Annotated in this window: 15 protein-coding genes and 1 pseudogene; 9 read left to right on the top strand and 7 right to left on the bottom strand. The window is 73.0% G+C overall.

Annotated features, from left to right (window positions below; translation table 11 throughout):
- Positions 1-698: 698 nt before the first annotated feature.
- The 3 genes from J7462_RS11485 to J7462_RS11475 are packed head-to-tail and all read left to right on the top strand — an operon-like array spanning position 699 to position 3,359.
- Positions 699-1,547, top strand: a complete 849-nt coding sequence (locus J7462_RS11485; RefSeq protein ID WP_219464047.1) for an ABC-2 family transporter protein — start codon at positions 699-701, stop codon at positions 1,545-1,547.
- A complete protein-coding gene (locus tag J7462_RS11480) occupies positions 1,540-2,382 on the top strand; it encodes an ABC-2 family transporter protein (RefSeq protein WP_308290861.1) in 843 nt (280 codons plus the stop codon). The genes J7462_RS11485 and J7462_RS11480 overlap by 8 nt, the downstream gene beginning before the upstream one ends.
- Positions 2,379-3,359 (top strand): ATP-binding cassette domain-containing protein, encoded by a 981-nt coding sequence (locus tag J7462_RS11475; RefSeq protein WP_219464046.1) that lies wholly within the window; start codon positions 2,379-2,381, stop codon positions 3,357-3,359. Before J7462_RS11480 ends, J7462_RS11475 begins: the two co-directional genes overlap by 4 nt.
- 127 nt (positions 3,360-3,486) lie before the next feature.
- Here the strand turns inward: J7462_RS11475 and J7462_RS11470 are convergent.
- The 3 genes and pseudogenes from J7462_RS11470 to nadA all read right to left on the bottom strand — a co-directional run bounded on the left by J7462_RS11470 (position 3,487) and on the right by nadA (position 7,014).
- A pseudogene (locus tag J7462_RS11470) lies at positions 3,487-4,130 on the bottom strand (DUF3043 domain-containing protein).
- A gap of 89 nt (positions 4,131-4,219) precedes the next feature.
- On the bottom strand, positions 4,220-5,575 hold the full coding sequence (gene murA, locus J7462_RS11465) for a UDP-N-acetylglucosamine 1-carboxyvinyltransferase (RefSeq protein WP_208568735.1): 1,356 nt from the start codon (positions 5,573-5,575) through the stop codon (positions 4,220-4,222).
- Between the two features lie 239 nt (positions 5,576-5,814).
- Complete coding sequence (nadA, locus tag J7462_RS11460) at positions 5,815-7,014, bottom strand: quinolinate synthase NadA (protein ID WP_219464045.1); 1,200 nt, start codon at positions 7,012-7,014, stop codon at positions 5,815-5,817.
- 95 nt (positions 7,015-7,109) lie between these two features.
- Here nadA and J7462_RS11455 point away from each other — a divergent pair, with 95 nt between their 5' ends.
- From J7462_RS11455 to J7462_RS11440, 4 genes are all read left to right on the top strand, one after another.
- Positions 7,110-8,246 (top strand): glycerate kinase, encoded by a 1,137-nt coding sequence (locus J7462_RS11455; RefSeq protein WP_219464044.1) that lies wholly within the window; start codon positions 7,110-7,112, stop codon positions 8,244-8,246.
- A 243-nt stretch (positions 8,247-8,489) separates the two neighbouring features.
- The gene (gene erpA, locus J7462_RS11450) at positions 8,490-8,858 is read left to right on the top strand and encodes an iron-sulfur cluster insertion protein ErpA (RefSeq protein WP_091237771.1); all 369 of its coding nucleotides are present in this window, start codon (positions 8,490-8,492) and stop codon (positions 8,856-8,858) included.
- Positions 8,859-9,113: 255 nt separating this feature from the next.
- Complete coding sequence (locus J7462_RS11445) at positions 9,114-10,091, top strand: carbohydrate kinase family protein (protein ID WP_219464043.1); 978 nt, start codon at positions 9,114-9,116, stop codon at positions 10,089-10,091.
- The gene (locus J7462_RS11440; protein ID WP_219464042.1) at positions 10,088-10,588 is read left to right on the top strand and encodes an ATP-binding protein; all 501 of its coding nucleotides are present in this window, start codon (positions 10,088-10,090) and stop codon (positions 10,586-10,588) included. Before J7462_RS11445 ends, J7462_RS11440 begins: the two co-directional genes overlap by 4 nt.
- A 129-nt stretch (positions 10,589-10,717) precedes the next feature.
- On the opposite strand, the gene J7462_RS11435 is transcribed toward J7462_RS11440, so the two are convergent.
- Positions 10,718-10,927 (bottom strand): DUF397 domain-containing protein, encoded by a 210-nt coding sequence (locus J7462_RS11435; protein ID WP_219464041.1) that lies wholly within the window; start codon positions 10,925-10,927, stop codon positions 10,718-10,720.
- 18 nt (positions 10,928-10,945) lie between these two features.
- Positions 10,946-11,794 carry a helix-turn-helix transcriptional regulator gene (locus tag J7462_RS11430; protein WP_219464040.1) on the bottom strand — a complete coding sequence of 283 codons (849 nt, stop codon included), beginning with the start codon at positions 11,792-11,794 and terminating at the stop codon, positions 10,946-10,948.
- A gap of 104 nt (positions 11,795-11,898) precedes the next feature.
- Here J7462_RS11430 and J7462_RS11425 point away from each other — a divergent pair, with 104 nt between their 5' ends.
- Entirely contained in the window at positions 11,899-12,216 is a 318-nt protein-coding gene (locus J7462_RS11425; protein ID WP_219464039.1) for a hypothetical protein, read from the top strand.
- Here J7462_RS11425 and J7462_RS11420 read toward each other — a convergent pair.
- Complete coding sequence (locus J7462_RS11420) at positions 12,192-12,401, bottom strand: sulfurtransferase TusA family protein (RefSeq protein WP_219470244.1); 210 nt, start codon at positions 12,399-12,401, stop codon at positions 12,192-12,194. The genes J7462_RS11425 and J7462_RS11420 overlap by 25 nt on opposite strands.
- Positions 12,402-12,613: 212 nt before the next feature.
- Positions 12,614-13,765, bottom strand: a complete 1,152-nt coding sequence (locus J7462_RS11415; protein WP_219464038.1) for an aminotransferase class V-fold PLP-dependent enzyme — start codon at positions 13,763-13,765, stop codon at positions 12,614-12,616.
- Positions 13,766-13,936: 171 nt separating this feature from the next.
- On the opposite strand from J7462_RS11415, the gene coxB reads away from it, so the two are divergent.
- Entirely contained in the window at positions 13,937-14,908 is a 972-nt protein-coding gene (coxB, locus tag J7462_RS11410) for a cytochrome c oxidase subunit II (protein WP_219464037.1), read from the top strand.
- The last annotated feature ends 8 nt before the right edge of the window (positions 14,909-14,916 follow it).

Below are 14,916 nucleotides of genomic sequence, written 5' to 3'. Positions count from 1 at the left end.
GTGCCGCCCGGTGTCGTGCCGGTCGGTGTCGTGCCGGTCGCCGCCGGCCCGGTCGCGGTGCCACCCGGTCGGGGCCGGCTCGGCGGTGCCGCGCCGCCGGTCGGACCAGTTGGTCCGACCGGTCTGCCGGTCCAGGGCCGACAGTGCGTCGTACCGGTCGGGTACGTGCCGGTCCGCTGCGGGCTGACGGCGTTCCCGCTGCCAGATCGGCTCGTCCGGGAGCCGCCGGTACGCGTCGTCGGTCGGTCGCCGGTACGCGTCGTGGTCGGTGTGCGGTTCGCCCCTGAGGTTCGTCTGGTCGTCCTGCTGGTCGGCCCAGGACCGGCCGAGGTAGGTGCCGTCGGGGCGGGTCGGGGCGAGTGGGGGCACCTCGGCACGACCGGAGGCGGCGACCCGCCCCCGGGGGTCGGCGTACTGGCTGCCGATGTCGCCGGGGTAGCGCTGGCCGGGGAACTGGGGATGCCATTCGCCGGTCGGCTCGATCACCCAGGCGGGTTCCGGCGGGGCGTCCCAACGGTCGGGCCAACCGCCCGTCATCGGGGGGCTCCGTGGCCACGCGTGCGGCGCGGTCCGATGCCCGGCTCGCGTCGCTCGCTCACGGCGGTGTCACCTCGTTGCAAATTGTCGTGCGGGGCGCTCCGGGATGCCGGTAGAGTCCCCCGTCCGGCACGGCGGGGCTGCGGAAGGAGGGTAACGGCGTGGGCTCGGTCACCGCCACTGTGGCACCGGCCACGAGCGCAAACGTTACCCGATGGTTCCGGACATTCGGGGCTTTATCCCGGGCCGGCTTCCGTCGTTACTCCACCTACCGGCAGGCGGCCGTGGCCGGTGCCGTGACCAACACCGTGTTCGGCTTCCTGCGCTGCGCGGTGCTGCTGGCCGCGGCCGGTTCCGGGACCGTCGGTGGGTACGACCGGCCACAGCTCGCGACCTTCGTCTGGGTGGGGCAGGGGCTGCTCGCCGTGGTGCTGCTCTGGGGCTGGAGCGACCTGGCCGACCGGATCCGCACCGGTGACGTGGCCGCCGACCTGCTCCGCCCGGTGCACCCGGTGACCAGCTACCTCGCCACCGACCTGGGTCGGGCAGGCTACGCGGCGCTGGCCCGGCTGCTGCCGCCGGTCCTGGTGGGGCCGTTGTTCTTCGACGTCTACCTGCCGTCGCGGTGGCCCACCGTCGGGCTCTTCGTGGTCTCCGTGGTGACCGCCGTGGTGCTCTGCTTCGGTTGCCGGTTCCTGGTCAACGCCACCGCGTACTGGTGGCAGGACGCGCGGGGTCCGTTGCTGCTGTGGACCCTCGGCTCGGGGGTGCTGGCCGGGCTCTACTTCCCGTTGCGGTTTCTGCCGGAGTGGCTGCAACTGGTGCTGTGGTGTGGCACCCCGTTCCCGAGCCTGCTGCAGACCCCGCTGGACGTGCTGGTGGAGCGGGATCCGCCGGCCGTCCAGGTCGGCCTGGTCGCGCTCCAGCTCGGCTGGGCGGTGCTGGTGCTGGCCGCCTGCCGGCTGGTGCAGCGGCGGGCCGAACGTCGGCTGGTGGTGCAGGGTGGTTGAGCAGGGGGTGTGCACCGGCGAGGCGGTCCGGTCGGGTGGGACGTTGCGGGCGTACCGGGCGCTGCTCGGGGCGCAGGCCCGGTCGCAGACGGCGTACCGGGCATCGTTCCTGCTGGACCTGCTGGGCAACGTGGGGGCCACCGTGTTCGACGTGGTCACCGTCCTGGTGATCTACGGGGTGACCCGGGAGCTGGGCGGGTTCACGCTGCGCGAGACGCTGGTGATGGTGGGGCTGTCGGCCAGCGCCTTCGCGGTGGCGGACCTGCTGGTCGGCAACATCGAGCGGCTGCCCACCCACGTGCGGACCGGCCTGTTCGACGCGGTGCTGCTGCGCCCGCTCGGCGCGCTGCCCCAACTGCTGCTGATGAACCTGCCGCTGCGCAAGGTGTCCCGGGGCGTGTTCGGGGTGGGCGTGCTGGTGGTGGCGCTGACCTCGGCCGGGATCGACTGGACGCCGGCCCGGGTGGCGTTGGCGGTGGTCGCCCCGCTGGCCGGGGTGGTGTTCTTCGGGTCGCTCTTCGTGGCGACCGCCACCGTGTCGTTCTGGTGGGTGGACTCCGGTGAGCTGGCCAACTCGGTCACCTACGGCGGGCGGGACTTCACCACGTACCCGGTGACCATCTTCGACGGGTGGTTCCGGGCCGCCTTCGCGTACGGCCTGGGGTTCGCCTTCGTCAGTTACCAGCCGGCGCTGGCGCTGCTGGGCCGCGCCGACCCGCTCGGCCTGCCGTCGTGGGCCGGCTGGGCGGCGCCGGCGGTGGCCCTGGTCGCCGCCGCGCTCGCGGCGACGGCCTGGCGCACCGGCATCCGCCACTACCGGAGTACGGGGTCATGAGCGTCATCGAACTGGACGGGCTACGCAAGGAGTTCACGGTACGGGTGAAGGCGGGCCGGCTACGCCGGGAGAAGCGGACGGTCACCGCCGTGGACGGCATCGACCTGCGGGTGGAGCAGGGCGAGATGCTCGGCTACATCGGCCCGAACGGGGCGGGCAAGTCGACCACCCTGAAGATGCTCACCGGGGTGCTGAGCCCGTCGGCGGGTCAGGCCCGGGTCTGCGGCCTGCGCCCGGTCGCCGACCGGACCCGGCTGGCGCTGCGCATCGGGGTGGTCTTCGGCCAGCGGTCCCAGTTGTGGTGGGACCTGCCGCTGGGCGACTCGTTCGACCTGCTGCGCCACCTCTACCGGGTGCCTGCCGCCGACCACGCCGCCCGGCTGCGCCGCTGTCGTGACCTGCTCGACCTGGACGCCTTCCTGGACACCCCGGTGCGGCAGTTGTCGCTGGGGCAGCGGATGCGCGGCGAGTTGACCGCGGCGCTGCTGCACGGCCCGCAGGTGCTCTTCCTCGACGAGCCGACCATCGGGCTGGACGTGGTGAGCAAGCAGGCGGTCCGGGGGTTCCTCGCCGAGTTGGGCCGGGCCGGTGACACCACGCTGGTGCTGACCACCCACGACCTGGCCGACATCGAGCGGCTCTGCGCCCGGCTGGTGGTGGTCGACCACGGCCGGGTGGTGCACGACGGTTCGATCGCCGCCCTGCACGCCCGCTACGGTTCCCGCCGGCTGGTCGTCGCCGAGTTGGACGCCCCGTTGTCGACGCCGCCGCAGCCGGTGGGGGCGCCGCTGCACCGGGTCGAGGCCGACGGCCGCCGGTTGGTCTACGCGCTGGAGTCGGCGGGGGTGGCGGAGGTGGTCTCCGCGCTGGCCGGGCTGGCCGCGCTGCGTGACGTCTCGATCGTCGAACCGGACATCGAGGACGTGGTGGCCCGGCTCTACCGCAGCCCGGCCCCCGACCCGCGCCGCCCGTCCTGACCGGTCCCGGACCGGTCCCGCCCGCCGTTCCGAGCCGCCGGACGCGACGACGGCTTCCGGACGCGACGACGGCTTCCGGACACGACGACGGCCCCGCCACCGGGGCGGGGCCGTCGGGAGACGTCGGTCAGATCGGGTCGCCGATGTTCACCCGGGGTGCCGGGGCGCGCATCCGGCGGAAGGTGATCGACCGCATGATCGCGTAGAGGTAGAGCGAACCCATCCGCTCGCCGCTGTTGGGGTGGCGCTCCCGCACCAGCTTCTTGATCCGGCGGGAGATCAGCACCGAGTCGATCACCACGCCGAGCGCGAGCGCCCCCCACACGACGTTGGAGGCGAGCCGGATCGCCTGCGGCATCGCGGCGTTCGACCCGATCAGCACGATCAACGCGCCACCGAAGAACCAGGTGCCGATCGTCCGCCGCGAGTCGACGACGTTGCGGGCCAGCAGCCGCTCCGGCCCCCGGTCCCGGGGCCGCCCTCGCGGCGGAACTCGGCGGCGGCCTCGGTGCGCGCCTTGCGGCGCTGCTCCCGGGCTTCCTCCTTGGTCAGCGGCCGGGTCGGACCGGCCGGCCGGCGGCCGGCGACCGGCCGTTTCGGGGTCTCGACGCCCAGTTCCTTCTTGCTCGGGGTGTAGCCCCGGGGGCGCGCGGCGGATGGCTCCTCGGTCACCACCGTGGCGGTGGCGGAGGAGTCGGAGTCGGCGGACTTGCGGCGAAACAGCGACGGCACGAGGTGAAGGGTAGCCACCCGACGGCGCCCGGTGCACATCACGGGTGCACCGGGCGCTCGGTGGAGCGGGTCGAACGGGCCCACGGGGGCCGTCGGGTGGCGGTCGGGGCCGCCGGGGGGACGGTCGGTTACGGCCGTTCTACGTGCGCGCCGAGGCTGGCCAGCTTGGCCTCGAAGTCCTCGTAGCCCCGGTTGATCAGGTCGACGCCGTACACCCGGGAGGTGCCCTCGGCGGCGAGTGCCGCGATCAGGTGGCTGAACCCGGCCCGCAGGTCCGGGATGACCAGGTCGGCGGCGTGCAGCTTGCTCGGGCCGGCGATCACCGCGGAGTGCTTGAAGTTGCGCCGGCCGAACCGGCACGGGGTGCCGCCGAGGCAGTCCCGGTAGACCTGGATGTTGGCGCCCATCGTGTTCAGCGCCTCGGTGTAGCCCAGCCGCTGCTCGTAGACCGTCTCGTGGACGATCGACAGGCCCCGGGCCTGGGTCAGCGCCACGACGAGGGGCTGCTGCCAGTCGGTCATGAAGCCGGGGTGCACGTCGGTCTCCAACGCCACCGCGTTCAGCTCACCGCCGGGGTGCCAGAACCGGATGCCGCCCTCCTGGCCCGGGTCGCTGAGCTTCGGCGGCCGGGCGTCGGTGACCTCGTACTCGCCGCCGACGGAGCGGAAGATGTTGAGGAAGGTCATCATGTCGGCCTGCTGCGCGCCGAGCACCTCGACGTGACCCCGGGTGGCCAGCGCCGCCGCCGCCCAGCTCGCCGCCTCGATCCGGTCCGGGATCGGCCGGTGGCTGTAGCCGTGCAGCCGCTTGACGCCCTGGATCTCGATCACCCGGTCGGTGTGCACCTTGATGATCGCGCCCATCTTCTGCAGGATGCAGATCAGGTCGATGATCTCGGGCTCGACGGCGGCGTTGCGCAGCTCGGTGACGCCCTCGGCCATCACCGCGGTCAGCAGCACCTGCTCGGTCGCGCCGACGCTCGGGTACGGCAGGGCGAACTTCGTGCCGTGCAGCCCGTTGGGTGCGGACAGGTGCAGACCCTCGGGGGTCTTCTCCACCGTCGCGCCGAACTCGCGCAGCGCCTGGAGGTGGAAGTCGATCGGGCGGGGGCCGATGTGGCAGCCGCCCAGGTCGGGGATGAACGCGTGGCCGAGCCGGTGCAGCAGCGGGCCGCAGAACAGGATCGGGATCCGGCTGGACCCGGCGTGCACGTTGATCTGGTCGGTGCTGGCGCTCTCGACGTTGGACGGGTCGAAGACCAGCTCGCCGTCCTCGGTGCCGTCGGTCACCTTCACCCCGTGTAGGCCGAGCAGCCCGCGGACCACCTCGACGTCACGGATCTTGGGGACGTCGAACAGCCTGCTGGGCGAGTCGCCCAGCAGGGCCGCGACCATCGCCTTGGAGACCAGGTTCTTCGCGCCGCGCACGCGGATCCGCCCTTCGAGCGGGGTACCTCCGTGTACGACCAGGACGTCGTCCGTCAACGCAAACCTCCAGCGCGTGTCGGGTGGTGCGGGGTGAGTCGATGATGGGGCATGCTGTCCAGCTGTCCGATACGAGCTGTCCAGCTACCCGGGACGGGGCCGGCTCAAAACGGTCCCCGTGGTACGTCGCCCCGGCAGCATAGCCCTCCGTGACGAAATAGGAATCGGTCACCGCACGGGTTACGGAACGAACCGGCGAATCCGGTACGTTCCCGTACCTCGGCGGTGACCGTAGGTGATCAGGTTGCGGCGGGCGGCGGGGTGTCGGCACCCGGCAGCGCGAGCATCTGGTCCAGCGCCACCCGGGCGTGGTGCGCGGTGTCCGCGTCGACGGTGATCTGGTTGACCACCCGGCCGGCGACCAGCTCCTCCAACGCCCAGACCAGGTGCGGCAGGTCGATCCGGTTCATCGTGGAGCAGTAGCAGACCGCCTTGTCCAGGAACATGATCTGCTTGTCGGGGTGGGCCAGCGCCAGCCGGCGGACCAGGTTCAGCTCGGTGCCGACCGCCCACGCCGAGCCGGCCGGTGCCGCCTCGATCGCCTTGATGATGTACTCCGTCGAACCGACCTGGTCGGCGGCGGTGACCACCTCGTGCCGGCACTCCGGGTGCACCAGCACGTTGACCCCGGGCACCCGGGCCCGGACGTCGGCGACGCTGTCCAGGGTGAACCGGCCGTGCACCGAGCAGTGCCCGCGCCACAGGATCATCTTGGCGTCGCGCAGCTCCTCGGCGGTGAGCCCACCGTTCGGCTTGTGCGGGTCGTAGAGCACGCAGTCGTCGAGCGAGTAGCCCATCTCCAGCACCGCCGTGTTGCGGCCCAGGTGCTGGTCGGGCAGGAACAGCACCTTCGAACCCTGCGCGTACGCCCAGTCCAGCGCCCGCTTGGCGTTCGACGAGGTGCAGACCACACCGCCGTTGCGGCCGACGAAGCCCTTGATGTCCGCCGAGGAGTTCATGTACGTCACCGGAACGGTGTCCGCCGCGACGCCCAGGTCGGTCAGCACCTCCCAGGCCCGCTCGACCTGCGACAGCACCGCCATGTCGGCCATCGAGCAACCGGCCGCCAGGTCGGGCAGGATCACCCGCTGCGCGTCGGTGGTGAGGATGTCCGCGCTCTCGGCCATGAAGTGCACGCCGCAGAAGACGATGTACTCCGCGTCGGGGCGGGCCGCCGCCTCCCGGGCCAGCTTGAACGAGTCGCCGGTGACGTCGGCGAACTGGATCACCTCGTCGCGCTGGTAGTGGTGGCCGAGAACGAACACCTTCGTGCCCAGCGCGGCCTTCGCCGCCGCCGCCCGGGCCACCAGGTCCGGGTCGCTCGGCGCCGGCAGGTCTCCCGGACACTCCACGCCACGCTCGGTGGCGGGGTCGCTGCCGCGGCCGAGGAGCAGCAGCGCGGTCGCCGTGTTGGAGGGTTCCACCCAGGTCGAAGTCACGTCCTCATGGTCCCACAACGGGGCGTTCGCACGACCGCTGCCGGTGTGGGCTGCCGCACTGCCCCCGCGCCGATGTGGCCTGCCACACTCTGGGCATGCGCGTGCTGCTCTGTCCCGACAAGTTCGCCGGCACCCTGGAAGCGCCCGAGGTGGCGGCCGCCGTCGCCGCCGGCTGGCGCGAGGTGGACGACGCCGGCGAGCTGCTCATCCGTCCCCTCGCCGACGGCGGGCCGGGCTTCGTCACGGTGCTCGCCGACGCTCTCGACGGGCGGCGGGTGCCGGTCTCCACCCTCGACCCGCTGGGCCGGCCCGTCACCGGTGAGATCCTGCTCACCGCCGACGGCGTCGGCTACCTGGAGAGCGCCCAGGCCTGCGGGCTGCACCTGCTGGCCGCCGCCGAGCGGGACCCGAAGGCCGCCACCTCGTACGGCCTCGGCGCGCTGGTCGCCGCCGCCGTGGAGCACGGGGCCCGGACGGTGGTGATCGGGCTGGGCGGCTCCGGCACCAACGACGGCGGGGCCGGCCTGTTCACCGCGCTCGGTGCGACCCCGCTCGACGACGCCGGCCGGGCCCTGCCGTACGGCGGTGCGGCGCTGACCGCCGTCGCCGCCCTCGACGGCGTCCCCCGACTGCGCGGGGTGACCCTGGTCGCCGCCACCGACGTGGACAACCCGCTGCTCGGCCTGCACGGCGCGAGCAACGTCTACGGTCCGCAGAAGGGCGCCGACCGGGCCGACGTGCTGCTACTCGACGCCGCACTGCAGCGGTGGGCGGCGGTGCTGGAACGGGACCTGCCCGGCTGCCCGCCCGGCCTGGGCACGCTGCCCGGTGGCGGCGCGGCCGGTGGCCTCGGTGCGGCGATCCTGGCCCTCGGTGGGCGCTGCGAATCCGGCATCGACCTGGTCAGCCGGGCGATCGGGCTGGAGGCCGCGCTCGACGACTGCGATCTGGTGATCACCGGGGAGGGATCGTTCGACCACCAGTCGCTGCGCGGCAAGGTGGTCGCCGGGGTGGCCGGGGCGGCCCGCGACCGGGGGGTGCCCTGCGTGGTGCTGGCGGGTCGGGTGAGCACCGGCCGGCGGGAGGCCGCCTCCGCCGGGGTGACCGAGGCGTACAGCCTGGTGGAGCACTTCGGTGGTGAGGAACGCGGCGGGGTGGCGGCGGCGATGGGCCGGCCCGTCGAGGGGCTGCGGGCGCTCGGTGCCCGACTGGCCCGCCAGTGGAGCCGCTGACCGGACCACCGGGGTGGGCCGGACCACCGGGGTGCGACCGGCTCGCACGTGCGCCGGGTGGGCGCGGGCGGGTGGGTGTGGTGCGGGTGGGGTGGTGCGGGTGGCCTGGAGCGGCGATCACGCCGGCCGGGTGGGGTCGGCCGGGGCGGCGTACCATCGAAGCTGGACCAAACCGGGAATCACTGGGCGACGCGTGCTGTTGACCAGGGTGTCCGGACCCATACCGCGCAGGGAGATTTCCACGTGACCACGCCAGCGCAGACCGACTCGACCGAGGCCCAGGCCCCTACTTCCGTCGTCCTCACCGACGTCGCGGCGCAGAAGGTCAAGGCCCTGATCGAGCAGGAAGGCCGCGACGACCTGCGGCTCAGGGTCGCGGTGCAGCCGGGTGGCTGCTCCGGCCTGCGGTACCAGCTCTTCTTCGACGAGCGTTCGCTCGACGGTGACGTCGTCACCGACTTCGACGGCGTCGGCGTCGTCGTCGACCGGATGAGCGCCCCCTACCTGTCCGGGGCGACCATCGACTTCGCCGACCGGATCGACGCCCAGGGCTTCACCATCGACAACCCCAACGCGGGCAGCTCCTGCGCCTGCGGCGACTCGTTCAGCTGAGTCGCGACCGTCGCCGTCGCCGGGGCCGCCCCACCACGGGGCGGCCCCGGCGCGCGTCCGGCAACCCTGTCCGGGCCGAGGCGGTGCCGGTCGCGGTGGCCGGGCTGCTCGTGCCGATGTGCCCGGTGGCACGGGGTTGCCGGTGTGTGGCGGGCGGATGAGCAGGTGGTGGCCGGTGCCCGTCCGACCGTCGACCGTCGTTCGCGCGCGACCGGTAGGCTGACCCGCGCCGTGCTCCCGACCCCGAGGGTTGACATGAAGATCGCCGTGACCGGCTCGATCGCGACCGACCACCTGATGAGCTTCCCGGGTCGCTTCGCCGACCAGCTCATCGCCGACCAGTTGCACAAGGTGTCGCTCTCCTTCCTGGTGGACGACCTGGTGTTGCGCCGGGGCGGGGTGGCCGCCAACATCGCCTTCGGCATGGGGCAGCTCGGGCTGAGCCCGATCCTGCTCGGCGCGGTGGGTGCCGACTTCGCCGACTACCGTTCCTGGCTGGAGCGGCACGGCGTGGACTGCGACTCGGTGCACGTCAGCGAGGTGGCGCACACCGCCCGTTTCGTCTGCACCACCGACACCGACATGTGCCAGATCGCCTCGTTCTATGCCGGTGCGATGAGCGAGGCCCGCAACATCGAGCTGGGCCCCGTCGCGGACCGGCTCGGCGGCCTCGACCTGGTCCTGGTCAGCGCGAACGACCCGGAGGCGATGATCCGGCACTCGGCCGAGTGCCGGGACCGCGGCTACGCCTTCGTCGCCGACCCGTCGCAGCAGCTCGCCCGGATGGACGGCGACGACGTGGTCGCGCTGATCGATGGCGCCGAGTACCTGATGACCAACGAGTACGAGAAGTCGCTGCTGCAGAGCAAGGTCGGCCTCACCGACGCCCAGCTCCTGGAACGGGTGAAGGTCCGGGTCACCACCCTCGGCAAGGACGGCGTGGAGATCGTCACCCGGGACGGGGAGTCGTTGCGGGTGCCGATCGTCCGGGACGCGCGGGCCGTCGACCCCACCGGGGTCGGTGACGGCTTCCGGGCCGGTTTCTTTGCCGCCCTGTCCTGGGGCCTCGGCCTGGAACGTGCCGCCCAGGTCGGTTCGCTGCTGGCCGCCCTGGTCCTGGAGACCGTCGGCACCCAGGAGTACGACGTGCGCCGCGACGTGTTCGTCAAGCGGCTGGCCGAGTCGTACGGGGACGCCGCCGCCCAGGACGTCCGGCCACACCTGGTGCCGTGACGCAGCTCCTGGTCGTCTTCGCCGGTCTGCCGGGGGTGGGTAAGAGCACCATCGCCCGGCAGGTCGGCGTGGCCCTGGGTGCCCCGGTGCTGCCTGTCGACCCGATCGAGCGGGCACTGGCCCGGCACGGGCTGACCGGCCCCGGCACGGGCCTGGCCGGCTACGACGCGTTGGCCGGGCTGGCCGAGGTGCAGCTCGGGCTGGGCACCGGCGTGGTGGTCGACGCGGCGAACCCGGTGGCCGGCGCGCGAGGGCTCTGGCTCGACCTGGCCGTGCGGTCCGGGGTGCCGCTGCGGCTGATCGAGGTGCACTGCGGTGACGAGGCGGAGCTGCGTCGCCGGGTCGAGGCCCGGCACGCCGCCGACCCGCACGCTCCGACCTGGGAGCAGACCCGGCAGCGTGGCGCGGAGTACGAACCGTTGATCGGCCCCCGGCTGGTGGTCGACACCGCCATCGCGATCGACCCGCTCCCGGCGCTCCTGCGTTACCTCACCTGATCCCGACCCGACTGGCTGTCCCGATCCCGGTCTGGGTACCTGGCTGTCCCGGTCCGGGGCACCTGGCGTGCGGCTGGTGGGGCTGGCGGCCGATTTCGGGGAAGGCCGTCCGCCTTGCGCCGGGCGAGGTCAGCCGGCCTGACCGGGGGAGCGGGCCGGGGTGGCGGCGACGAACGCGGACCACTGGCGGGCGGGGAAGAACAGCACCGGGCCGGAGGGGTCCTTGCTGTCCCGCACCGCCATCCGGTCGGGCAGGACGGCGCACTCGACGCAGTCGCCGTTGTTGGTGCTGCGGCTGCTGGTGAACCAGCGGGCGGTGGTGGGGTCGGGGGTGCGCACGGTGGCCTCCGAGGGGCGTTAGGCCGCGCCGGCCAACTCCCTGATCAACGCGCGCGACTCGGCGGGCGAGAGGGCGACCTGGCGCAGGTTGTCTGCCACCATGCTATAGGTGCGGACACCGTCCGGGTCCTGCACGTACACCGCCCCGTCCAGCACCTCGGTGTAGGCGATCGGGCGCACGTTGGCGAAGTCCAGCAGGACGAATTTGCCGATCGCACCGGCGGCGTGCGGGCCGTCCTCGGGGCGGAGCACCTGCACGGTGACGTTCGGCAGCTCGGACATGGTGGCCAGGTGGGCGAGCTGGGCCCGCCGGGTCTCGTCGCCGTTGACCCGTAGCCGCAGCGCCGCCTCGCCGATCACCGCGTGCAGGGTGAGCGGGTCGTCGTCGGTGAGCCGCCGGGCCCGGGTCTGCCGGAAGGACACGAAACGTTCGGCGTGGTCGGGGCGGACGAATCCGGTGCCCAGGGTCAGCGCCTGGGCGTACTCCTCGGTCTGGAACAGGCCGGGGATGACCATCGACTCGAACACGAACGCCCCGTCGGCCAGCCCTTCCAGCCCGACGTACGTCTTGAACCAGTCAGGCATCACCGCGGCCCAGGGTGCCCACCAGGTCCTGGCGTCGGAGCGGCCGGCCAGCGTGGTCAGCCGGTCGATCGCCGGCTGGTCGGCCCCGCAGGCGCGGAGCACGGCCGCGATGTCCTCGGGGAACTGTTGGTAACGGCCGGTCTCCATGTGGCCGAGCTTCGGCTTGCCGATGCCGGTGCGGGCCGACAGCTCGGTCAGCGTCATCGGTGCCTCGCGGCGATACCGACCCAGCTCGGCACCGATCAGCCAGCGCAGCGCCGAAGGATCTGTCCGCCTGCCCATGTATCGCCTCCACCACTGTGTACCGACGAGAACATCATGCCGTCGAGTCTTCCAAAGAGCAAGGATAGGGGCTATACGTATAGCAACGACTCTTGGAGGTGGTCATGCCTGACCCCGCGCCGCTCGGCACGCCCGAGGAGTTCCACCTGATGCTCGTCGACCTGGCGAACGAGTTCGCCCCACGCCGGTTCGCGCTCTGCGAGGAGTACGGCGACCGCCTCGACGGCGGGGTCTTCGCCTGGGGCGTGGCGTTCCGGGACAGCGCGCTGCTGCGCCACGACGGGAGAACGTCGACTGGGCACTTCGCCGACGCCGAGAGCGCGTTGCGGCTCTTCACCCGCACCGGTCGCCGCCTCCGCCTGATCTGGATCGACGGAGCGGGGCGGGGCGGGGTGGGTCAGTGGGTGCGGCGTACCTCGTAGCCCGGGCCGTCGGGGATGGCGGTGACGAACTGCTGGGCGCGCATCCGGCACCAGGCGGGGATGTCCACGGCGGCGGCCGGGTCGTCGGCGAGGACCCGCAGCACCGCGCCGACGGGCAGCTCAGGCAGCCGGCGGGCCAGCGCGATCACCGGTAGCGGGCAGCGCTGCCCCCGACAGTCCAGCACCTCGACCGGCCCCGCCCCGTCGCCGCCCGGTCCGGCCTCGCCGCCGCCCGGCCCGGTCGGGAGGCCGTCCGCGCCGGTCGGGAGGCCGTCCGCGCCGGTCGGGAGGCCGTCCGCGCCGGTCGGGAGGCCGTCCGCGCCGGTCGGGAGGCCGTCCGCGCCGGTCGGGAGGCCGTCCGCGCCGGTCGGGGGGCTGTCCGGGCTGGGCGGGGTGGTCACAGGCCCACCACGCCGGCGTCGGCGCGCAGGTCGGCGACGATCCCGGGCAGTTCGGCGAGGAACCGCTCGACGTCCGCCGTGGTGGTCTCCCGGTGCAGCGAGACCCGGACGTTGCCGTGCGACAGCACCCCCATCGCCTCCAGCACGTGCGACGGGCGCAGCGTCGAGGAGGTGCAGGAGGAGCCGGAGGAGACGGCGAAGCCGCGCCGGTCCAACGCGTGCAGCAGCACCTCGCCGTCGACGTACAGGCAGGAGAAGGTGACCAGGTGGGGGAGCCGGTCGACGGGGTCGCCGACGACCTCCACGTCCGGCACCTCGGCGGCGACCCGGGCCCGGATCAGGTCCACCAGCGGGGTCAGCCGGGCCGCCTCGGCCGCCGCGTCGGCCGCCGCAGCGCGCAGGCTCGCCGCCGCCGCCACCACCGCCGGCAGGTTCACCACCCCGGGGGTACGTCCGAACTCCCGCTCGTCGGCCGGCCACGGCGACTCCCAGCGGGTGCCCTTGCGGACCACGAGCAGCCCGACGCCGGGTGGGCCGCCCCACTTGTGCGCGCTGGCGGTCAGCACCGACCACCCGTCCGGCACCGGCACCCGGCCGACGAGCTGGGCCGCGTCGACGTGCAGCGGCACCCCGACGGTGGCGCAGGCGTCGGCGGCCCCGGTGGCCGGCTGCACGGTGCCCACCTCGTGACTGGCCCCGATCAGCGTCGCCAGCGCCACCCCGGGGGAGCGCACCGCCGCCGACCAGGCGGTCAGGTCGAGCCGGCCGAGCCGGTCCACCGCTACGGAGGTCGCGGTGCCACCGGCCGCCACGTGCCGCTGCGCGGCGTGCAGCACCGCCGAGTGTTCGATCGCCGAGTGGACAAGCGTGTCGCCGGTGCGCTGCCGCCCGGCCAGGCCGCCGAGCACGGCGGAGTGCGCGGCGTGCGTACCGCTGGGGGTGAAGGAGACCTCGTCGGGGCGGACGCCGAGGGTGCCGGCGGTGGCCTCGCGGGCGGCGTCGAGGAGTTGGGCGGCCCGGCGGGCCCCGCTGTAGAGGCGGGCGGGGTCGGCCCAGCCGTCGTCGAGGGCCGCCAGCAACGCCTGCCGGGCGACCGGGTGCAGCGGCGCGGCGGTGGCCGCGTCCAGGTAGACCGGGTGGGCACTCACGGCTGACGACGCTATCGCGTCGGGATGGCCACGATCCCCCCGATGGGGTCGGACAGCGACCCCAAGACGGTCGAGCCCGCCATGGTCGAGTAATCTGCGACCGTCGGTGACGCCTTTGCCGTCGGTGTTGATGGAAAGCCCCACCGCGGCGCGCTAGGGAGGCAGGACCAGGTGGTCGCAAGGAGTTCGGAGGTACGGCCGTCGGCCGTACGGCACAGCGCTTCCCCCGGAGCCGGTGAGCGTCGGCGGCGTGGTGCTGGCCGGCTCGCCGGGCTCGGTCTCGGCGGAGCTGCGCTGCTGGTTCTGCTCACCGGGTGTGACGTCGGCAGCTCGGTCGACGGCTTCGGCTGGCCGCAGGGCGGCATCACCCCCGAATCGCACCGGATGTACGACCTGTGGATCGCCTCCTGCATCGCCGCCCTGGCGGTCGGTGTCTTCGTCTGGGGCCTGATCTTCTGGTGCGTGGTGCGCTACCGCAAGCGCGGCAACGAGCTGCCGGTGCAGACCCGCTACAACCTGCCGATGGAGTTCCTCTACACCATCGCGCCGATCCTGATCGTCTCGGTGCTCTTCTACTACACGGCAGTGGTCCAGACCGACGTGGTGCGGACGACCAAGAACCCCGACGTCACCGTCGAGGTCGTCGCCTTCAAGTGGAACTGGCAGTTCAACTACCGCGACGGCCAGGGCACCGAGGCCAACACCGTGGCGTCGGTGCTGGGCACCAGCGAGGTCATCCCGGTGCTGGTGCTGCCGACCAACCGGTCCATCCGGTTCGAGGAGACCAGCCGCGACGTCATCCACTCCTTCTGGGTGCCGGAGCTGCTGTTCAAGCGCGACGTGATGCCCGGCAAGATCCGTAACGTGTTCGAGGTCTCCAAGCTGGAGTCCGAGGGGGCGTACGTGGGCCGCTGCGCCGAGCTGTGCGGCAGCTACCACGCCTTCATGAACTTCGAGCTGCGGGTGGTCTCCCCGGAGGCGTACGACCAGTTCCTGGCGGCCAAGCGGGACGGCAAGTCGACGCAGGAGGCGCTCACCGCCATCGGCCAGGACCCGTACGCGAAGACCACCCAGCCGTTCGACACCCGGCGGACCAAGGACAACTTCAACCCGGACGGCGCGTCCGCGGGCGCGGGAAACTGAGGTATCCG

This window comes from Micromonospora sp. RL09-050-HVF-A, from assembly GCF_019374995.1.
Taxonomy (GTDB): Bacteria; Actinomycetota; Actinomycetes; order Mycobacteriales; family Micromonosporaceae; genus Micromonospora; species Micromonospora antibiotica.
This window is presented reverse-complemented; position numbering and strand designations above follow the sequence as displayed.